We start from the raw sequence: 20042 nt of genomic DNA on the forward strand, positions 1-20042 counted from the left end.
TTTCCAAACATAAGTATGGGTGCCCTACCCGTAAAGCCAAAATAATGTTGCCCACCCCGGCCGGGCAGAGTATTACTTTACCTCTACTCCTGGCAGTGATATGTTGATCAGATGAATATAAAACACGATTGCAACGGTTTTAACTACAAACGTTGGTGGCTGCCTTCTTAAAGGCGGTCAGAATGTGTTTATCCATTTTTAAATAACCGCCGAAAGGCGGTTATTTACATTTTGAGACCCCTTTCGGTTTTATACTTAAGGAGTCCTCTATGAACAACAAATCCATCATCCTTACCGGCGACCGCCCTACCGGGCCACTGCATCTTGGCCACTATGTAGGCTCCCTGCGCCAACGCGCGATACTGCAACACGATTATCAGCAGTTTGTTCTGGTCGCAGACCTGCAAGGTCTGACTGATAACGGCAGCAATCCACAAAAGATCCAAAATAACATACCCGAAGTGTTGGCCGATTATCTCGCTGCAGGTATTGATCCCTCACTCACCACCCTTTGTTTACAATCGGCACTACCTGCCCTTGCCGAACTCACCGCGCTGTATATGAATATCGTTACCGTGGCTCGCGTCGAGCGTAACCCAACGGTCAAAAATGAAATTGCGCAAAAAGGTTTCGCCCGTTCGCTTCCGGTCGGCTTCCTGGTTTACCCGATCAGCCAGGCAGCAGATATTACGGCGTTCAAAGCCAGCCTGGTACCGGTCGGCGACGATCAGTTGCCGATGATCGAGCAAACTAATGAAATCGTACACAAAATGAATAGCCTGTTACCGGCCCCGGTTCTGCATCATTGTAAAGCTATGTTAAGCGAAACCAGCCGTCTTCCGGGTATTGACGGCAACGCCAAGATGTCGAAATCACTCGGTAATACACTGCTCCTGTCGGCAAGTGAAGAGGCTATCCATCGCGCCGTCGGCGCAATGTACACTGATCCTAACCACCTAAAAGTGTCCGATCCGGGGCAAGTTGAGGGCAATGTCGTGTTCACCTACCTGGATGCTTTCCACCCGGATAAGGCCAAAGTCGCAGCAATGAAAGCGCATTATCAGCAAGGAGGATTGGGTGATCGGGCATGCAAAAATGAGCTGGAGATGTGCCTGCAAGAGCTCATCGCGCCAATGCGTGAGCGTCGGGCAACCTATATTCAGGATAAAGGTATGCTGATGGCTATGCTTAAAAAAGGAAGCGAGCGGGCCTACGACATCACGCAGCAAACGCTAAGAGAAGTAAAACAAGGATTGGGACTGTCGGTATTTTAATCTGGATTGATGCCCCTCCCGACGGAAAATAACCACCGGGAGGAAGGGCTCTGCCGATGTCTAACAGGTTCTGTTCTGAGGAGTTCGCTATGACCACCTTTTATCAACTAACAGCCACCAGCCTACACGGCCAGCGTGTCCCTATGGCTGACTATGCTGGCAAGCTGGTTTTGGTGGTTAATACCGCCAGCCATTGTGGCTTCACGCCACAATATGCAGGTCTGGAAGCGCTTTACAAAAAGTACGCCGCTCGGGGACTGGTGGTCCTTGGCTTCCCCTGCAACCAGTTCGGTAAGCAGGAACCCGGCGACGCCAACGAAATCGCGCAGACCTGCCACGTCAACTACGGTGTAAGCTTCCCGATGTTTGAAAAAGTGGAAGTTAACGGTGCCGCTACGCATCCGGTATTTCGTTATCTAAAAGATGAATTGCCCGGCATGCTGGGGGGACGGATAAAATGGAACTTCACAAAATTTCTTATCGGACGTGATGGCAAGCCGCTAAAGCGTTTTGCACCGTTCACTACCCCGGAGAAAATGGAAACTGCCATCCTTGCTGCACTTGAAATCTAGGTATTCTTGTCATTTGAACCGTCAGCCTGGTGCCAGGAGCGGACATGATGAGAATTCCAGTGCATTCGTGAACGGGATAAACGCCATGACAACCACTATCCGAATCAGAACGTTATGATTAAACGTCGGTGTGACCTGTGGCGTAGCAAGCAACCTGTAGAAGCTGACGGAATTGTGTCACGCATAGTGCAAACGTCACTAAACCGCGAAAGTGTTAAGCGCTACCCCGTCTCGCAGTACGTAACTGGCACCTGATGAGTGAGCAGCCAGTGTTCTATTGTTTCGCCAAATATTTCCGCATCAGTGCATTTTGTAGTGTCACGCCACGGCAGACAGGGAAACCTCGTCCCACGATATGAAAGCCGTGTCGTAGAAAGAACGCTTCTGCAGCCATACTGACATTTGAAGTAAGTTCACCTATTCCACGCTGTCTGGCTTCTTCATGAATGCGGTTCATCAGTAGCGTTCCTATGCCCTGTCCCGGGTAGGCTCCCGAGACAAAGAAATGGTCAATGTACCCATTTGGCTGAACATCCGCATATCCCGCGATTTCACCATCCACTTCAACAACAAAGGGACGCAGTGCCTTCATGCGGTTGGCCCACTGTTCCGGGTCAATATCTGATGGGGCCCATGCTTCTATTTGTTCATGTGTGTAGTAGTGGGATGCGAGGGTATGTACAGAAGATAAAAACACGCGGAATAACGAAATTTCATCTCCATTTCTGAACCTTCTGATTTTCATAAAACCTCGTTATGAGCGTGGTGTGTAGAACGATATCATTACTTTTCATAACGTTCTATTTTATAGACTGACCAGGCGATCCCGACATTATCTGCATCGAAGTCTGGATAATCCTGGCTTCTGATCATCTCATATCCAGTTTTGGGTATCGGTTCTGGGTTAAGATGATCGTCTCTCAGTTCTGGCTGTGGTTAATGATATGAATCTCAATCGTTGTTGTTATTTGCTACTGGTCTTCGCTGCAGTCAGCAGCCTTTTTGCCCCACATCCGTTGCTGATATGGGGCCTGCTCGCCAACATATTGACGCTAACTATTTACGGCGTGGATAAAATAGCAGCGCGTAAGGCCTGGCACAGAGTACCAGAATCTACGTTGCTGGTATTTGGCGTTGTGGGCGGATGGGCTGGCGCCATTGTCGGCCAACAACTCTTTCGCCATAAAACACAAAAGCAGCCCTTCAAAACTTACTTCATCATCAGTGTGATATTAAGCACCTCCGCGATGGTGGCCGTTTATCATTTCTTTCCATTCTCACTTTCCTGAACATCACTTAGGGATAGCGCCAGCACTTTGCAGTTGAGCGTGCCCTGTATTGCTGCGGTAGGTGGGGTACTATTTTTTGGCGAATTACCTGATTTGAGAATTCTGGTATGCACACTGATCGGTCTGGCTGGCATAGCCATTGTTATTTCATCCGATCGAACACAGAGTAAGGAATCAGCACAGGGATAACGTCGGGGAGTCGCACACTGTGCTTCCGTGTTTTGACTCCCCCCACATGCATCCTGTCACGCCCTTTGCGCGAAAAACACGCTGCAAAATCAACAAAATATAATCAACTTGCTTAATTACTCTGCAATCGCGTGAAAACATGCAGAAAAATGCTAATTCCCTCTTGCCTCATTCGGCCTGTGCCGCTAATATTCGTCCCCGTTGTCACCTACAACGTTGCGTTCATAGCTCAGTTGGTTAGAGCACCACCTTGACATGGTGGGGGTCGTTGGTTCGAGTCCAATTGAACGCACCATTTGCGTCCGTAGCTCAGTTGGTTAGAGCACCACCTTGACATGGTGGGGGTCGGTGGTTCGAGTCCACTCGGACGCACCAAATCATATCCTTTTGATTTGGTGCTTATCTACTTCGAAAATTCTCAAACACACTCCTGAAAGTCACCTTATTCTTCTTGCAGGCCAAGCAAGATACTTTCGTACCGAAAACACCACAATCTGTGGCGTCACCAGATGCCTTCAAAATCCCTTGTGCAGAGCGTATCATTCATCATCTTCGCATAACCTCTATAGCCCAGAGATCAGATTTCATGCCCTCTTCAATCACCCTCCTTGCTGCAGGAAGTTTACGACTGGCATTTACCCCATTGCTCAATCAGTTCACCCGCCTTAGCGGCATTGAGGTCAACGTTGGCTATGGCCCGGCAGGGTTGCTACGCGAGCGTATCGAAGGCGGGGAACCGTGTGCACTGTTCGCCAGTGCAAATCGGGCACATCCGCAACGGCTACTGGACACACACCAGGCCGTTTCCACGCATACACTGTGCTGGAATCAACTGGCTCTGGCCACCAACCGGCGCGGTGAATGGCTGGATTTACTACGCGACCCAGCGCTGCGTATTGGCACATCAACACCGGGCTGCGACCCTTCCGGTGATTATACCTGGGCATTTTTCGACAACATGGATGCACTGGAACCGGGTCTTGGACGACAGCTCCGTGCACGCGCCCTGCCACTGGTTGGCGGCCGCGATACGCTCAACATCCCGCCTGGCGAATTGGCAAGCAGTTGGCTTCTTCGCCAGGGGTTGGCCGATCTGTTTATTGGTTATGCGCATTATGCAAAAGCACCCGGTTCACCGTCCGATGTTCGCTACGTTGCTATTCCTGGTGAACAGAACATCTTGTGTGAATACCAACTCGCTGTGCTCGATGCTTCCGAAGAGGTGATGAGACTGGTTACATTTATGCTCGCCCACGACGGTCAGGCGTTCCTGACCGCCGCCGGATTCTTGCCCGCTAGCGGCGGATCGCAAACAGCGGCGCAATAAACGGAGTCTGATAGTTTTCCACACTGAATTTTCGCAATGGCAGGCCATAGGCCTGGAACAGATTGTCTTCTGTCACAACACCGTCCGTCGGCCCTGCCAGCCATTTTCCCTCAGGAAGCAGCAACAGTGTATGCGTTGCAATCTGTAAGGCGTGCAACGGATCGTGCGTCGAGAAAAGCACGCTACAGCCCTGTCGGTGTGCCAAATCGCTGATGAGCTGCAGCACGACCTGCTGATTGGCAAGATCCAGCGCTGAACATGGCTCATCAAGCAACAGCGTCTGGCATTCCGTAACCAGAGCGCGGGCAATCATCACCAGTTGCTGCTGACCGCCAGAAAGAGAGCTAAACGATAGAGCAGCGAGATGCGCAATGTTTAGCTGTTCCAGCGCCTGCTCCGCCCGTCGTTGATCCTGACGGCCGGGCTGAGCAAACAATTTTACGTGCTGCGCCCGCCCCATCAACACCACATCGCTCACCGTATAGGGAAACGGCAGATGGCAATGCTGGGCCACAATGCCTATACCCCCATGAACGTCAATACTCCCGCCCAGTGCGGGTCGCGTGCCAGTTAGCGTATCCAGCAGAGTGCTCTTGCCAAGACCGTTTCGCCCAAGCACCGCCCAGATCTGGCCTTTCTCACACTGAAAAGTGAGGGGGTCAAACAGTGGAGAGCGATAGCCATACCTAAGCTGATTCACGCTGAGCGCAACAGATGTCATTGTTTCCCCCGACGGCTGGTACGAATGAGCAAGAAGGCAAACAGCGGTGCGCCGAGCAACGCGGTGATGATCCCCAGCGGTATTTCCGCATGCATCAGGGTGCGGGCGATATCATCGACCGCAATCATAAAACCGCCCCCCATCCAAAAAGCACACGGGAGCAAGCGACGATGATCAACACCCACCAGCAGCCGCGCAAGATGGGGAATAACCAGACCAACCCAGGCAATGCTGCCACTGACCGCCACCTGAGCGGCAACTAAAAATGCGCAGCACACCAGCACACTACGCCGCAGCGGGACCACCGCCACGCCCAGCGCTTTCGCATCTTTATCATTGAGCGATAACAGATTTATCCGCCAGCGCAACTGGTACAACATCGTCGCTGCAATGGATACCGGGATCGCCAGCAGCAGGACTTTATGCCAGTTAGCCGTTGCAAAACTGCCCAGCAGCCAGAATACGATGTTCGGCAAGGTTTCTTCCGTATCGGCCTGGTATTGAATCAGGCTCACCAACGCAGCAAAAAAACCACTTAAAATAATGCCAGACAAGATCAGCACCAGCGTATTTTCCAGCCCTTGTAAGGCCGCAATGGCATACACCAGAATGAGTGCCGCCAGACCGAAGAAGAAGGTTGACCCCATCATCAGCCACGGCTCAAGACCCAGCAGAATGGCCAGCGTCCCGCCGAAGGCTGCCCCCGAGGTTACGCCTATGATGTGCGGGTCGACCAATGGGTTGTGAAACACCCCTTGCAAGGTAGCGCCGCACAACCCCAGCGCCCCGCCCGCCAGCAACGCCATCAGAATACGCGGTAGTCTGACCGTCCATATCACCTGACTGGCAATACCCTGCGCATCGCCAAAATGGGTGAGTTGATAAAACACTTCACGTAGCGACAGCGGATATTGTCCAAGGCACAGCGAACTGACACCCAGCACCAACACCCCTGCTATCAGTAATAATTGCAGGGGGAAACCCCGTTTACTTAACAGCATCAGACTGCCAGTTCACACGATAAAAACGTTGATAGTAATCCTGCGCCTGCGCATCCACGTCGACATTTTTATAAGCATCCGGGTAAAGTTTTTTGGCCATCCACAGCTCACCTATTGCCAAAGCTTCCGGCATTGGATAGCCCCAGGCTTTGGCATATTCAGGCATCAGCCACACACGATGATTTTTCACCGCATCAATGCCCTGCCAGTTAGGATCGTTTTGGATCTCCGTGACCACCTGTGGATATCGGTCCTGAACAAAAATCACCTGCGGGTTCCACGCCAGCACCTGCTCAAGCGCCACCTGACGTGCACCTTTCACGCTGGCCGCCGCCACATTTAACCCACCCGCATGTTGCATCATCAGGCCTGTGTATTTCCCGGAACCGTAGGTCATAAGGTCAGGGTTCGCCATATAAATGCGAACCTTTTGCGCTTCCGGTATGGCCGCAACGGGTGCATTGAATTTTGCTCGCGCCGTAAAGACGTAATTGATCAGCGTTTCCGCCTGCGTTTTACGTCCTATCACATCCGCAATCAGGCGGATCCCCTGCTTTAAACCTTCGTTGTAAACCCGCTCTTCATCAGCCATCGTCGGGTTCATTTTATTCTGTTGCCCGGCAAGATCCTGACGTAACGAGATTGCCACCACCGGGATACCGGCATTCTGAATCTGCTGGATCATCTCGGCGGGCGCATAGTTGGCGACAAACACAACCTGCGGATGAATCGCCAGCAGACTTTCAATATTCACGCTGGTGAGATCGCCAGGCGTAGGCAGCGTAGTGATTGTCGGCATAAACCGGGCAAACTCAGGCCCAAGTTGTTTTTTCCAGCTCGACATCACGCCGACGATATCCTGCGCAGCATCCAGTTGCACCAGAATATTCAGCGTCTGGTGTTGCAGCACTACCACCTTATCGACATGGTCAGGGATCGTAACCTGACGCCCAAGCTGATCGGTGATAGTGCGATCCGCCTGTGCGGAAAAGGCAAAAAACATGCTGGCGCAAACCAGCACAAAAGAGCGAAGAGTTAACATAGATACCATCTGAACTGGGAAAAAATCGATATGCATTAAATTATATAACGTGATGACTGGCAACCCATTATCGCCAGACACGGTATACAGCCACGCGATTCATCACGGCAAATACAGCGTGTAGCCCTGAACTGACCTGCATTTGCCCGTCAGCGCTTGCCGCTTTACCCCTGTGGAGGTAGCCCTGCTAAAATCCGCGTCGCCTGCGCCTCGCTAAGCGAATAATCAAAAAACTGGCGGTAAAAATCGCGGGTTACATTAACCATATCCAGACCGCCAAACCGTGCTGGATGTAGCTTTGACGCGGCCCACAGCAACTGCAACGCGCTTTCGGTTCCGTAGCGATCCCAGGGGAAGACCCCTGCCGGATTGCGCCAGACTTTGTCCTGTCTCACCGCGTTAAGTTCTTTGAACAACGCAGCGTAAGGTGAACTGGCAATATCGCCACATCCCGCCCCGAGAATAATCACCTCCGGCTGCCAATACAGTACCCGCTCAGGTGAGACTTCTTTCATGTTACCGTCCACTTCCCCGGCAACGTTCCGCCCACCCGAGAGCGTAATCCAGGTATCAATCAACGTGTTTCTACCGTCGACTTTCAGTGGGTTCAGCGACTGAATGTGCAGAACCCGGGGGCGCTGATTTTCCGCTAACGTCGCCGTTTTAGCGCGAACATCCGCAATAGTGCGGGTTAAAAATTGATTATATGCCACCGCCCTGGCGCGAGCCTGGTCCGTGCCCAACACTTCCGCCGTGGTCGTGACTGACTTTTCCATCGAAGGATAATCAGTAAATGCCATTTCCAGCGTCGGGATACCCGCCTGGTTGTAGCTCTGCGCCTCCCCCTTGCCCTTTGCGACAAACAGAACGTCGGTATGCAGAGCCAGCAGGGCCTCGCTATTAAATGATGCCCCGTGAATTTGTAAGGCCTGATTAAGCGATGGGTTTATTTTGAACATCCACGGCTGGCTCTGTGGATGGTTGACTGTTGCGACAATCTGACGTCCCGCACCCAGCGTCATCAGCACCGAGTGATGGGCAAACCAGCTATCCGCAATACGTTGAACCTGTGTGGGGACGGTGACAGTGTGACCGGCATCATCCACAACCTGACGCGTGGCCAGGGCGGGAAACGCCAGCCACACACAGAGCAACCATGTGTGGCACGTTTTCATCAGCAATCCTTAAAAATCAACCTGAACAGAAATCTGTGCCTGACGTGGTGCACCAAGTTGCGCACTGGCCGCCCCGGCCCCCGTATAACCCGTCAATGCGCCCGGGACAATGTTGGTCCAGTAGCGGCGGTCGGTCAGGTTAGTGATATCAAACCGGAAAGTCGTGGGCGTGTTCCACAGTCTGGTGGCATAACGGCTACCAATATCCACCGTGGTATAACTGCCTACCCAGGTATCATTCGCGTTATCGGTAGCCCGACGTCCGACGTAATGCACGTTGGCATCCACATCCAGTCCCTGAACCTGTTTAATGCTATAGACTGCCAGCACATTCGAAGTAAAGCGTGGCAAGCCGACAACCTGCTTACCATCTGCATTACTGGCGGCAGTATTGTGCAGCATGGGATCCAACCAGGCAGCTCCCCCTAACACCCGTAAATTTTCCGTGATATGCCCATCAGCCATCAGTTCCAGCCCACGGTTTTTCTGCGTACCGTCCTGAGCAAATTCACCGTTGTCGTTGGTATAAGCAAAGGGACGTTTTGCTTCAAATAGCGCCGCAGTGAGCAGTAGATCTTTGACAGGCGCATATTTTGCCCCCACCTCCACCTGATGGCTGCGATACGGATCCAGTACGTGTCCTGCGTTGCTGGCCCCGGCCGGTGCGGTATCCCCCTGCTGCAAACTGTCAGCCCAGGTGGTATACAGCGTGATGTTCTCAACCGGTTTATACATCAGGCTGGCGGAGCCGCTCATGCCGTTATCCTTTTGGCGACTGGTTTCATGACCGGATTTGTTATAGTTGCTGACGGTAAACAGGTTTTCGCTACCAGACAGCAACAAACTCCATTGCGGAGTGAAATGCAGCGTATCGCTTAACAGAAATGCATGCTGCGTAGTGGTCGCCGAATGATAGCGATTATTAAAGTCAGGATAAGGCGGGCGCGGATAGTCGGGATGTTGATCAAGTGAAGAATGCCCCAGCGTAAAGGTTCCCCCATTTCTCGGGTTATAGTTTTTCCATACAAATCCACGCATTCCAGTCGCGATATCCTGCGTCAGCCAGCCGGAATCTATGCTGCCGGTCAGGTTCGCTAAATAGCTGTTGATCGTAAAGCGACTGGCCGCTGAATTAGAGGTCGTGGTGGTGTAGTTACCCCGATTATCCGTCAGGGTATTGGTTACCGCCGTCGATTCACGGTCAGCAACCTGGTGCAAGGCCCCCAGATCCAGCATCCAGTTTCCGTCAAAATCATGCTTGATGTGCATGTCCGCGGTGGTCGTTTCATCATCATGGCCTGCATACGACTGACCATACTTACTGTTAGTCGGATCGAATGCCGAAGGAAACTGCACGCCTTTTGCCAGCGCAAAGCTGCCCGGCATGCCTTTTTCATAATAATGGTAATAGCTGAAATTACTCTCCAGAACGGTTTGATCGGTCAGCTGAAAATCCAGGCCCAATCCCGCGTACTGCCGACGAACATGACTATCGGTGGTGTAACTGTGTCCTTCATCATTCATCAGGTTGAGGCGGTACTTCACTCTGTCTCCCGCGTCGATCGGGCCGCTGAAATCCATTGATGCCAGCGTTCCTGACCCTGTACCTTGCCCTACGGTAACCCGGTGCAAAGGCGTATCCTGAGGGCGTTTCGAGACCAGATTAAACATCCCCGCCGGGTTGGCTGGTCCGTACAGTGAACCCGCGATGCCGCTCAGTACGTCTATATTCTGGAACTGTTCTGTCGGATATTCGGTGGTGGAAACAGCATTCAGCCCATCAATCATATGGTTTTGCACCACACTCCCTTGCATGCCACGGGTTTGTGGTCGAACACCCTCTCCCTGAACGGACGGTATGTAGCGGTAAACATCCTTAACATCTTTGATTTGTTGTTGATCAATCACCTTTTTCGACAGTGTTTGTACCGACCACGGAACATCGATTAACTCTCGCTGGCCCAGGCTACCGATAGTCGCCTTTTTTTCAGCCGCCGCAGGCTCCTGCTCGGGAAACGAAGATTGAGCAGGCGCAGAGGCGGTAACGGTAATGGTGTCATCAGCATGGGCCGACAGAACGGTAGCAAGACAAGAAAACGTCAGCAACCCGGAGGCAATTGGGGTGATTTTGCAATTTAACATGTGTTGATTCAATTCGTTAGATAGAAAGACTGGCGGTCGCTAACACAAGCGCCTTCTCTTGCGGGGCACGTTTATTATATTTGTATGATGAATAGAATAGGCCTAATCGATATGTATGTAAATATATAACGAGAGGAGATTAGCGAATGGGTTACAACAAAAAAGCCGACGGTAATGGCTACTGTCGGCTTTACACACGATCTGTGCTGAACGAGATTACTTCATCGACGTTTTGATTATCTCTAACGCTTTTGCAAACTGATCCTGCGGGATAGTCAGTGGGTAAAGGAAGCGGATCACGTTACCATACTGGCCGCAAGTTAACAGCAGCAGCCCCTGCTCAAGCGCTTTTTTCTGCACGCGCTGTGCGGCGGTGGCACTGGGTTCACCCGTGGCTGCATCACAGAATTCAGCGGCAATCATCGAGCCTAATCCCCGCACTTCGGCAAGTTCAGGACACGCTGCACGCGCATCGGTCAGCACCGCACGCAGTTGCTCGCCAAGCGCTGCCGCACGCTGGCACAGTTTTTCATCACGAATAATATCCAGTACCGCATGAGCTGCCGCAATCGATAGCGGGTTCCCGGCGTAAGTACCACCCAGTCCACCCGGTGCAGGTGCATCCATAATATCGGCTTTGCCTACAACACCCGACAACGGCATCCCCCCCGCAAGGCTTTTCGCCATGGTCATCAGGTCTGCTTTATCAGCATAGTGATCCATCGCAAACATTTCCCCGGTACGGGCAAAACCACTTTGCACCTCATCGGCAATCATCACGATGCCATGCTCATCGCAGATACGGCGAATTGCCGCGACAAACTCCGCTGGTGCGACAACAAAGCCGCCTTCACCCTGGACGGGTTCGAAGATAATCGCAGCGACCTGGCTCGGATCGATATCCGCCTTAAACAAACGTTCTATCGCTTTAATCGAGTCTGCAGTTGAAATCCCCTGCAGCGCAGAAGGATATGGCGCATGGTAAACGGACCCCGGGAACGGGCCGAAGCCTTTTTTGTATGGCGCCACTTTACCGGTTAACGCCATCGTCATGTATGTCCGCCCATGGAACCCCCCGCCAAAGGCGATAACGCCAGGGCGACCGGTGTGAGCGCGGGCAATTTTAACCGCATTTTCCACGGCCTCAGCCCCGGTAGTAAAGAATGTCGTTTTACGCCTGCCGTCTATTGGCGCAACCGCGTTGATTTTCTCCGCCAGCGACACATAGCTCTCGTAGGGAACAATCTGATAAGCCGTATGGGTAAAGGCTTGCAGTTGCGCTTCAACGGCCTGCACCAGACGCGGATGACGGTGCCCGGTGTTCAGCACGGCAATCCCGGCGGCGAAATCAATATACTGATTGCCTTCAATATCGGTAATCGTGCTGTTTTCAGCCGACTGGGCATAAAAATCACACATCACACCCACGCCACGTGGGGTGGCATCCAGACGACGTTGTTGCAGGTTTTTATTGTTCATTCTCTATACCTTGTCCATAAACACAATGGGTTGAATTACCCTTTAAATTTAGACGCCATCTGGTACTTTAATCGAGAGCCAAATCGTTTTATTTTAAGGATCCAAATGCGTTCACTTGCCGGAGATGTGATCAAGCATGCATTTAGCCAGCAGACTGACGTTAAGCTGCATCGTCGCCTGTATGCCGCCATCTGTAGCTGCATCCTTGAAGGTAGCCTAAAACCCGCTACACGCATGCCTCCTTCACGCGACCTGGCGAGTGAGCTGGCGTTATCACGAAATACTGTCCTGCGGGTTTACGAGCAGTTACAGGCCGAAGGCTATATCTCCGCGCGCACCAGCAGCGGTACATTTGTGACCGACAGCGTGCTGGATAATCTCGGCCGGGCCCCTAATAAACTTCCGGTTTCACCTGTAACACGTGAAGATCACGCCAGTTTGTCCGTCCGTAGCCTTGAACTGCTAGGGCATGCCAGCGCCAGCCCCCGCCAGTGGGGGGCTTTTATTCCTGGTGTACCGGACGTGCATTCTTTCCCGCATCGCACACTGAAAAAGATTCAGGATCGGTTGGCAAGGCGGCTACGCCCGGAGTTTCTCACCTACGACGCCACTGGTGGTTTGATTGAACTGAAAGACGCGCTGGCGGACTATCTGCGCACCGCACGCGGCGTGCGCTGTACGCCAGATCAAATATTGATCACCGAGGGCATTCACCAGGCGTTGGATCTGGTCACCCGCTCTTTGTGTAATCCTGGCGATAATACGTGGATTGAAGAACCCGGTTACTGGGGAATAAAAAACATTCTGCGCATCAATGCGGTCAACTTTTCGGCCATCCCGGTTGATGAACAAGGCATGGTTCCGCCTGCTTGCGTCGAACCGGCACCGAAACTCATTTTTGTGACACCGTCACATCAATACCCGCTTGGCCCGGTAATGAGCCTTGGCCGACGGCGGCAACTACTCTATCAGGCACGTGAAACGCACAGCTGGATTGTGGAAGATGACTACGACAGCGAGTTTCGTTTTTCCGGCCAACCCATCCCGTCATTGCAGGGACTGGAAGAAGATACTCCGGTTATCTATATCGGCACCTTCAGCAAGACCCTCTATCCGGCACTGCGTCTCGGGTACGTTGTGATACCCAAACCACTTGCCGCTCCACTGATGAAGGTACATAACGATCTCTATCGTGGTGGGCATCTCCTGATTCAGGCGGCGCTGGCTGAGTTTATTCGTGAGGGTTATTATGCGGCGCACATCCGTAAAATGCGCCAGTTATATAGCCGCCGACGACATACGTTGGTAGAGCTCATCATCAACCAGCTTGGTGAGGATTATCTGGGACCTTACAGCAGCAACGCCGGACTACATCTGATTTTACAGCTACCTGCGGGTACTGATGATGGCGCCATTGCCCAACAGGCCAACGCACAAGGTCTTCTGGTTCGCCCACTTTCGCGGTACTACGTGAAAGAAGAAAAACGCAGCGGTCTGCTGCTGGGCTTTGCCAGTATTGAAGAACATGAGATGGCTGCGGCGTTTACCCGACTGGCGGGTATTATCAGAATAAACACCGGGTAAGCACTGCCGGATGGCGGTGCAAGCACCTTATCCGGCCTACAAAAATGCGTAATTCACAGACTGGATAAGCGCAGCGCCATCCGGCATCATTGCACAAATTAATGTGAAGCTTTTTTAATCCCGGACAGATCTTCCTGGCTTACTTCACCATTACCCTCACCCCAGCTTTTACGCACGTAATTGATCACGTCGCGCATTTCGCTGTCGCTGAGCAACCCACCATAGGCTGGCATCTTAAAGGAGACATTCCCCCGTGTCGTCGGTGTTTCTGCGCCGTGGGCAATCACCCTGAACAACGGCGTTGGGTCGTCTACCATCACTAACGGGTTGTGAATGAGCGAAGGTGCATTATCATCGGTCCCTTTCCCTTCCAGACCATGACAGGTCGAGCAATAGCGGTTGTAGGTCACTTTACCCGCCTCCGGCGAATTCGACCAGGAGGTCATAGCGCCTGCCGTACGCGCCGGTTCCGTCTTCGCGCTTTTCAGGCTCAACAGATACTGTGCAATCGCCGTGGCATCTTCGTCCGTCAGATACTGTGTGCTCTGGCTGACGACTTCAGACATCGATCCCGATACTGCAGCATGTTTGCTTTTCCCCGTCAGCAGCAATGATTTTAACTCCTGCTCAGACATCCCGGTTCCCCGCAGCGATGGCGCATACCAGCCGTCGATCATCGCCCCGCTCAGGTACTCAGCAGCGGCATTGGTATAGGCTTTTTCGTTCATCGCCATCCCTCTCGGGGTATGGCATGACCCGCAGTGACCCGGACCTTCCACCAGATAAGCACCCCGTTTTACCCGCGCTGCCGTATCATCCGCGTTGTTGTCTTCAAAAGCGGCAGTCGGCGCATCGGTAAACAACCAATTCCAGATATGCAGCGGCCAGCGGGCCGAGATAAGCCAGGGAATAGCGTTCTCTTTATTGGGCTCTGCTGATGGCTTAACATCATGCATGAAGTAGCTATACAGCGCCTGAACATCTGCGTCGGACAGTTTCGAGTAAGAAGGATAAGGCATCGCCGGGTACAGCGGATGACCGTCTTTGGCAATTCCCTGGCGCACGGCTTTCTCAAAATCATCGTAAGAATAGTTGCCGATACCGTGAGTCTTATCCGGGGTAATATTCGTCGAATAGATATCACCAACCGGCGTGGGGAACTTCTTGCCTCCCGCCATCGTTGCTCCGCCTTCTGCGGTATGGCATGCCACGCAGTCTGAGATCCTCGCGATGTACTCACCGTGAGATTCAGCGGCAGAGACAGAAGCGGTAAACAGGCAGGCGATTAGAACGGTTACATTACGCATAGATCACCCCATATCCTTGAGTTCATTAACCGCGCGCCATGCCTGATCGATCGCAGCATGAGCATAAGCGCTCCAGTCAGCATCAGAGTTAGCGATGGCAATACGTCCGATAGGTTTACGCGCCCGCTCAATAATCTCCGGCATTTTTTCCATATCGTCGAACAGTGAATTAGCGTAATACGCATAACCATGTGCCCAGCGGTTAACAGTAATGGCCGCGATATCCCGCTGGTTGTCAAAACCGGTTGAGTCAAACATTTCCTGCAACTGAGAACGGATCATCTCTTCATGTGCGGCAAACGTGGTCCCCAGCAGATAAGCACGCCCCAAACGGAACTGCTCCCTCGCGGACAGATTACTGCCAGGATACGTGGGCACATAGACCATATGAATCACCATGGGCTCGTCCGGCGAGGCTGGGTGTTGATAACCGCCGATACTGACCGGATAGTCGAGCTTGATTCGGCTGTAAGGCGCGGCCGGTGAATAAAACTCATGCACACCCAGTTGCTTAAACGCTTGCCAGTTTTTAACCACCACATTGGTGTACACCAGCGGCGCCTTCACGTTCAGTTTGAGATCGGCCTGCTGTTGCTCCGGTGTTTCCGGTACCAGATACGGGATCATCATGTTATAGCCCGCCATAATGGCGTTCTTACCGTGCACGCGATGCATTTTGCCGTCGCGGAGATACGTGACGGCAACGCCCCCCTCCACGTTCGCCGCATTTATCACCGTGCTGTTCAGGCGTAAACGCGTGGCGTTTTCCGGCAGATCGAGCTTTTCATAATGCAATCTGGCGAGAACAGAATCTTCCATGGTATTACCCGGCAGCGCGTCCGGCAGCATGTGTCTGACCAGCAACCGTGCCAGACCCGCATTGCCATCCGGGAAATGATAGACATATGGCTCTTCGAGGTCGGCCAGCGATTCACCGTCCAGCGGCGGCAGCCCTAACGCTTCCATTCCCGGCAATGCGCACGCACGAGCATCACTACCGGATATACCTTCAATACCGATGGCAAAGAAATCATTGGAACGCTGCTGAAAATAGAGCAGCGCCATTTTGCTTAAACCAACCCTGGTGGAAAGAAACTCACTATAGCTGTGGGTATCCAGCCATTCCGTTTTCTCATCAACCGTCATCCCGGGAAGATAATCAACCGGACGCACGTGCAGATCGATCAGCGCTTTACGATCTTCCTCACTTAATGGGAAGTCGTTGATAAAGTCTTCGATATTACGGCCATTGAGCCGATCCGGCGGAATATCATCGGATACCGCACGCCCCGGATCGCCGCTGACTATTTTCGTCTCACCAAAATTCTTTTTATCGAAGAAGACGCCGCGACTAAGCTGCCAGTCAGGGTAGAAATTAACGTCAAAACTCTTTTTCAACCGCGTGACGCTTACGCCAACGGTTTCCATCAGCTTATTCACTTCGGGACTGAAATTATGCGCAGGTGACTGAAAGGCTTCACTCCCGCCATATCCGATAAGTTTTTTGCCTGCTGAGGTGAATTCGTTGCGTTTGGCGTGACCACCAAAATCATCATGGTTATCGAGGATCAGCACCTTGCTGTTTTTCCCGGCCAGTTCATGCCAGAAACAACCCGCGGCCAGTCCGCTGATACCGCCGCCCACAATCACCAGATCGTACTCTTCCTCAACGGGCAGAGCGCTTAAATCAAAGTGCTTATGTTCACGGCCTAACGCATGGGCCATTTCAAACGAGCCCGGATGGTTACCACGTAGCCCCGTTAACGCTGGCGGATAATAACTTCCATCAATAAATTCGTGCCCCTTTCCTGCCGCTCTGACCAGATCCAAAGGGGTCAGTCCCGCAGCGATAGTCACCGCCACGCCGTTGAGAAAATCACGTCGGGTAATTGCCATTAACGTTGTCCTTTTGCCACTGACACATTGTCCTAAAAACACTACAAATGAGAGGTTCCCCCTCGTAGATACAAGGAGGACACCGCCGACTACTTCACTGGCTTCAGCTCTTCATCCAGTTTTTTAGAGTCATAATAATCACCCTGCCAGGTGATTTTTCCTGCCTTAACATGAATATAGCTGACACCTTCAAATTTGATCGGATTATTTGTCGGCGGTCTTCCCGCCCATTCGCCGCTATTTTTACCCGAGAATTCCCAACGAAATGCCACAGTATCTTCATCAGCGACAGGTTTACCGACCATTTTCCAGGTCAGATCCGGGACCGCCTTAATAAATGCACCGATCACCTCTTTTTCAGCCTTTTCCCGGCCGGTTACCGGCTCCCCTGCGGCGGCATCGTAATAAACGGCATCATCCGCCAGGTACTGGGCAGCCAGTGGCGCATTATGCGCATTCCATGCTGCCATATACTCTTTTACCGTGTTCAGCGGTGAGCTTTCTGCCAGGCAGAACCCTGAGAACATCACCAATGAAAGTGCTGCTATTTTTAATGTTTTCATCGTATTACCTGTTATTCGGAAATATCACACATGATATGTTTCACCCGGGTATACTCATCGAGCGAATAAGAGGAGAGATCTTTTCCGTAGCCGGATTTTTTGAATCCACCGTGCGGCATTTCGGCGCACAGAGGAATATGACTGTTAATCCATACTGTGCCGAAATCGAGATCAATACTGAAACGCTGTGCGCGACTGTGATTGCAGGTCCAGACGCTCGCGGCCAGGCCATATTCCACATCATTCGCCTTGTGCAACGCATCTTCATCACCAGAAAACGACTGAATAGTCATTACCGGGCCAAACACTTCGTGTTGAATGGCTTCATCGTGTTGACGCAGACCGGAAATTATCGTCGGCTCAAAGTAGAAACCTGGCCCTGGCCCCGCATGACCACCGGCTTCAATTTTCGCATGTGCAGGTAAACGCTCAATAAACCCCTTCACCTGCTCAAGCTGGTTTTTGCTATTCAGAGCGCCATATAACGCATCCTGATCCTGCGGAGGACCAAACTTGATACTTTTCGTTTTTTGGATCAGCTTTTCCAGGAACGTCGCATAAACAGAATCTTCCACCAGGATGCGCGTGGCGGCAGTACAATCCTGTCCGCCATTAAAAAATCCTGCGGTAGTGATAGCAGTAATCGCCTTGTCCATATCTGCATCAGCGAACACGACGGCGGGCGCTTTGCCACCCAGTTCAAGATGGGCCTTTGTCAGGTTAGCTGCTGCTGATGCCGCAACCTGCAGACCCGCGCGTACCGAACCGGTAATCGACACCAATGATGCTGTCGGGTTAGAAACCACCAGTGAGCCAGTACTGGCCTTGCCCAACACGACGTTAATCGCCCCTCTCGGAAACAGCGGCGCGGCCAGTTCTGCCAGCAGCAGCGTACTTACCGGGGTGGTATCGCTCGGCTTTAAAACCACCGTATTGCCTGCAGCAAGCGCCGGTGCAATCTTCCATACCGCCATCATAAACGGGTAGTTCCACGGTGTGACTTGTCCCACTATGCCTAACGGCTCACGACGAATAGTTGAGGTGAACCCGGCGGAATATTCTCCGGCGGCCTTCCCTTCCAGACAACGCGCTGCGCCGGCAAAAAAACGGATCGCATCGCACGAAGCAGCGATCTCTTCTTTTTCGATAAAATGACGCAATTGACCGGTTTCCTGGCTTTGCGCGTTGACCAGTCGTTCAACATTTTTTTCGATCTCATCTGCCAGTTGCAGCAGTGCTTTTTGCCGCTGGGCAGGAGTCGATTTTTTCCAAATGTTAAATGCCGCCGCGGCCGCCGAGTAGGCAAGCTCCACCTCAGTCGCACCAGCATTAGGCGATAACGCGTACGTTTCACCGTCAACCGGACTCACCAGCTCAAACGTGTCTTCTGTGTTACCCGCTACATATTGCCCGTTGATAAAATGCTTCAGGGTTCTCATGCCTGTCTCCCGTCAAATAATACATAAAGAAGCTTATGTAATATATATATTGTAAAAATTTTTCAAATGCGCAACATTGACACTATGATAAACCTCGCACTTTTAACTTAAATTTTACATTTTCGGGGTAAGGTTTTTCATCGTCAGCGCGCTGTGCGTTTTGACGTTATCGGGACACACATCCGCCTGTGCAGCGATGTTGCGCGTGGGCATGTAAAATAACGCGGCCATTCTGACCTTTCGTGCCCCGCGGGCATGTGTTAAGAATGGTCGTTGTTTCAGGGAATTGAGTGCAGAAAAGATTATGATTACTCATGCGGTCATATTTGCGCCTATCGGGCAGGTCAGTCGTTCAGACCAGATAGTGCAGCGCCTTTCGAACGCCATTATTACCGGGTTGCTGGAGCCAAAAGAACAGTTGCCCAATGAAACCGATTTGGCAAAGATGATGGGTGTCTCACATATCACTATCAGAGAAGCGCTCAACACGCTTCGGGCTAATAATCTTATCCATACGGTTCGTGGCCGTAATGGCGGGAGCTTCGTTTGCGAGAATATTGATGGCAAAAATAGCGCCCTGCATCCGTTTAAATCGATCAGTACCGATTACCTTTCGGATTTAGGCGAAATGCATTGTGCCATTATCAGCCACAGCGCCAGGTTAGCCTCCAGGCGCATGACCGGGGCGGACATTGCCAAATTTCGCGAGTTTGTAGACGTGCTGAGGAAAGCCGATTCACCTGAACTGATGACTCAGGCCGATATGCGTTGTTTGCTGGCAATTGCGGCCAGCTCTCATTCGGCACGGCTGGCCAACCAGGAGCTTCAGGTCCAGGCCGAGTGGGCATCACTGGTGGCAATACTCTATCGCGCCGACAATATTCATGCGGAAATTATTGCGCTTTATTCGGCGCTGGCTGACGCGCTAGCCGCCCATAACGAGACCGAGTCAGTCCAGTACGCCACGCAGATCATCGACACGTTTACCTATTACCTTATTGAAAAAAAGCTGAAATATAACTCGAACTGACAATCAGTGAAG

General features: G+C 52.1%; 17 protein-coding genes and 2 tRNA genes. 8 read left to right on the forward strand and 11 right to left on the reverse strand.

What is annotated here, in order from left to right:
* Positions 1 to 269 precede the first annotated feature (269 nt).
* Both trpS and OGX95_RS17550 read left to right on the forward strand, forming a co-directional pair.
* Positions 270 to 1274 carry a tryptophan--tRNA ligase gene (gene trpS / locus OGX95_RS17545; RefSeq protein WP_286630375.1) on the forward strand — a complete coding sequence of 335 codons (1005 nt, stop codon included), beginning with the start codon at positions 270 to 272 and terminating at the stop codon, positions 1272 to 1274.
* An 89-nt stretch (positions 1275 to 1363) separates the two neighbouring features.
* On the forward strand, positions 1364 to 1846 hold the full coding sequence (locus OGX95_RS17550) for a glutathione peroxidase (protein WP_286630376.1): 483 nt from the start codon (positions 1364 to 1366) through the stop codon (positions 1844 to 1846).
* A gap of 274 nt (positions 1847 to 2120) precedes the next feature.
* Here the strand turns inward: OGX95_RS17550 and OGX95_RS17555 are convergent, their stop codons facing one another.
* A complete protein-coding gene (locus OGX95_RS17555; RefSeq protein ID WP_286630377.1) occupies positions 2121 to 2591 on the reverse strand; it encodes a GNAT family N-acetyltransferase in 471 nt (156 codons plus the stop codon).
* Positions 2592 to 2790: 199 nt separating this feature from the next.
* Here OGX95_RS17555 and OGX95_RS17560 point away from each other — a divergent pair, with 199 nt between their 5' ends.
* The 4 genes from OGX95_RS17560 to OGX95_RS17575 all read left to right on the forward strand — a co-directional run bounded on the left by OGX95_RS17560 (position 2791) and on the right by OGX95_RS17575 (position 4651).
* A complete protein-coding gene (locus OGX95_RS17560; protein ID WP_286630378.1) occupies positions 2791 to 3135 on the forward strand; it encodes a DUF1294 domain-containing protein in 345 nt (114 codons plus the stop codon).
* Positions 3136 to 3542: 407 nt separating this feature from the next.
* Positions 3543 to 3619: transfer RNA gene (locus tag OGX95_RS17565), tRNA-Val, on the forward strand.
* 3 nt (positions 3620 to 3622) lie between these two features.
* Positions 3623 to 3699 (forward strand) — tRNA-Val (locus OGX95_RS17570).
* Between the two features lie 211 nt (positions 3700 to 3910).
* Complete coding sequence (locus tag OGX95_RS17575) at positions 3911 to 4651, forward strand: substrate-binding domain-containing protein (RefSeq protein ID WP_286630379.1); 741 nt, start codon at positions 3911 to 3913, stop codon at positions 4649 to 4651.
* Here the strand turns inward: OGX95_RS17575 and OGX95_RS17580 are convergent.
* The 6 genes from OGX95_RS17580 to puuE all read right to left on the reverse strand — a co-directional run bounded on the left by OGX95_RS17580 (position 4620) and on the right by puuE (position 12211).
* A complete protein-coding gene (locus OGX95_RS17580; protein ID WP_286630380.1) occupies positions 4620 to 5372 on the reverse strand; it encodes an ABC transporter ATP-binding protein in 753 nt (250 codons plus the stop codon). The two genes, OGX95_RS17575 and OGX95_RS17580, sit on opposite strands and share 32 nt — an antisense overlap.
* The gene (locus OGX95_RS17585) at positions 5369 to 6373 is read right to left on the reverse strand and encodes a FecCD family ABC transporter permease (RefSeq protein ID WP_286630381.1); all 1005 of its coding nucleotides are present in this window, start codon (positions 6371 to 6373) and stop codon (positions 5369 to 5371) included. Before OGX95_RS17585 ends, OGX95_RS17580 begins: the two co-directional genes overlap by 4 nt.
* Positions 6360 to 7415 (reverse strand): ABC transporter substrate-binding protein, encoded by a 1056-nt coding sequence (locus OGX95_RS17590; protein WP_286630382.1) that lies wholly within the window; start codon positions 7413 to 7415, stop codon positions 6360 to 6362. Before OGX95_RS17590 ends, OGX95_RS17585 begins: the two co-directional genes overlap by 14 nt.
* Before the next feature lie 164 nt (positions 7416 to 7579).
* A complete protein-coding gene (locus OGX95_RS17595) occupies positions 7580 to 8590 on the reverse strand; it encodes an ABC transporter substrate-binding protein (RefSeq protein ID WP_286630383.1) in 1011 nt (336 codons plus the stop codon).
* Positions 8591 to 8599: 9 nt separating this feature from the next.
* A complete protein-coding gene (locus OGX95_RS17600) occupies positions 8600 to 10732 on the reverse strand; it encodes a TonB-dependent receptor (protein ID WP_286630384.1) in 2133 nt (710 codons plus the stop codon).
* Positions 10733 to 10948: 216 nt separating this feature from the next.
* On the reverse strand, positions 10949 to 12211 hold the full coding sequence (gene puuE / locus OGX95_RS17605; protein ID WP_286630385.1) for a 4-aminobutyrate transaminase: 1263 nt from the start codon (positions 12209 to 12211) through the stop codon (positions 10949 to 10951).
* A gap of 105 nt (positions 12212 to 12316) precedes the next feature.
* On the opposite strand from puuE, the gene pdxR reads away from it, so the two are divergent.
* Complete coding sequence (pdxR, locus tag OGX95_RS17610; protein WP_286630386.1) at positions 12317 to 13795, forward strand: MocR-like pyridoxine biosynthesis transcription factor PdxR; 1479 nt, start codon at positions 12317 to 12319, stop codon at positions 13793 to 13795.
* 98 nt (positions 13796 to 13893) lie between these two features.
* Here the strand turns inward: pdxR and OGX95_RS17615 are convergent, their stop codons facing one another.
* The 4 genes from OGX95_RS17615 to OGX95_RS17630 all read right to left on the reverse strand — a co-directional run bounded on the left by OGX95_RS17615 (position 13894) and on the right by OGX95_RS17630 (position 19000).
* The gene (locus OGX95_RS17615) at positions 13894 to 15102 is read right to left on the reverse strand and encodes a cytochrome c (protein ID WP_286630387.1); all 1209 of its coding nucleotides are present in this window, start codon (positions 15100 to 15102) and stop codon (positions 13894 to 13896) included.
* A gap of 3 nt (positions 15103 to 15105) precedes the next feature.
* Entirely contained in the window at positions 15106 to 16998 is a 1893-nt protein-coding gene (locus OGX95_RS17620; RefSeq protein WP_286630388.1) for an NAD(P)-binding protein, read from the reverse strand.
* An 89-nt stretch (positions 16999 to 17087) separates the two neighbouring features.
* The gene (locus OGX95_RS17625) at positions 17088 to 17561 is read right to left on the reverse strand and encodes an ester cyclase (protein ID WP_286630389.1); all 474 of its coding nucleotides are present in this window, start codon (positions 17559 to 17561) and stop codon (positions 17088 to 17090) included.
* Between the two features lie 11 nt (positions 17562 to 17572).
* Positions 17573 to 19000 (reverse strand): aminobutyraldehyde dehydrogenase, encoded by a 1428-nt coding sequence (locus OGX95_RS17630; RefSeq protein WP_286630390.1) that lies wholly within the window; start codon positions 18998 to 19000, stop codon positions 17573 to 17575.
* A gap of 304 nt (positions 19001 to 19304) precedes the next feature.
* Between OGX95_RS17630 and OGX95_RS17635 the strand changes: the two genes are divergently transcribed.
* Complete coding sequence (locus OGX95_RS17635) at positions 19305 to 20030, forward strand: FadR/GntR family transcriptional regulator (protein WP_271440812.1); 726 nt, start codon at positions 19305 to 19307, stop codon at positions 20028 to 20030.
* Positions 20031 to 20042 lie beyond the last annotated feature (12 nt).

Source organism: Citrobacter sp. Cu233 (genome assembly GCF_030332225.1).
Lineage (GTDB): Bacteria > Pseudomonadota > Gammaproteobacteria > Enterobacterales > Enterobacteriaceae > Citrobacter.

Coding starts and splice junctions, on each gene's coding strand:
- trpS (WP_286630375.1), top strand. CDS start 270: ATGAACAACAAATCCATCATCCTTACCGGCGACCGCCCTACCGGGCCA.
- OGX95_RS17550 (WP_286630376.1), top strand. CDS start 1,364: ATGACCACCTTTTATCAACTAACAGCCACCAGCCTACACGGCCAGCGT.
- OGX95_RS17555 (WP_286630377.1), bottom strand. CDS start 2,591: ATGAAAATCAGAAGGTTCAGAAATGGAGATGAAATTTCGTTATTCCGC.
- OGX95_RS17560 (WP_286630378.1), top strand. CDS start 2,791: ATGAATCTCAATCGTTGTTGTTATTTGCTACTGGTCTTCGCTGCAGTC.
- OGX95_RS17575 (WP_286630379.1), top strand. CDS start 3,911: ATGCCCTCTTCAATCACCCTCCTTGCTGCAGGAAGTTTACGACTGGCA.
- OGX95_RS17580 (WP_286630380.1), bottom strand. CDS start 5,372: ATGACATCTGTTGCGCTCAGCGTGAATCAGCTTAGGTATGGCTATCGC.
- OGX95_RS17585 (WP_286630381.1), bottom strand. CDS start 6,373: ATGCTGTTAAGTAAACGGGGTTTCCCCCTGCAATTATTACTGATAGCA.
- OGX95_RS17590 (WP_286630382.1), bottom strand. CDS start 7,415: ATGTTAACTCTTCGCTCTTTTGTGCTGGTTTGCGCCAGCATGTTTTTT.
- OGX95_RS17595 (WP_286630383.1), bottom strand. CDS start 8,590: ATGAAAACGTGCCACACATGGTTGCTCTGTGTGTGGCTGGCGTTTCCC.
- OGX95_RS17600 (WP_286630384.1), bottom strand. CDS start 10,732: ATGTTAAATTGCAAAATCACCCCAATTGCCTCCGGGTTGCTGACGTTT.
- puuE (WP_286630385.1), bottom strand. CDS start 12,211: ATGAACAATAAAAACCTGCAACAACGTCGTCTGGATGCCACCCCACGT.
- pdxR (WP_286630386.1), top strand. CDS start 12,317: ATGCGTTCACTTGCCGGAGATGTGATCAAGCATGCATTTAGCCAGCAG.
- OGX95_RS17615 (WP_286630387.1), bottom strand. CDS start 15,102: ATGCGTAATGTAACCGTTCTAATCGCCTGCCTGTTTACCGCTTCTGTC.
- OGX95_RS17620 (WP_286630388.1), bottom strand. CDS start 16,998: ATGGCAATTACCCGACGTGATTTTCTCAACGGCGTGGCGGTGACTATC.
- OGX95_RS17625 (WP_286630389.1), bottom strand. CDS start 17,561: ATGAAAACATTAAAAATAGCAGCACTTTCATTGGTGATGTTCTCAGGG.
- OGX95_RS17630 (WP_286630390.1), bottom strand. CDS start 19,000: ATGAGAACCCTGAAGCATTTTATCAACGGGCAATATGTAGCGGGTAAC.
- OGX95_RS17635 (WP_271440812.1), top strand. CDS start 19,305: ATGATTACTCATGCGGTCATATTTGCGCCTATCGGGCAGGTCAGTCGT.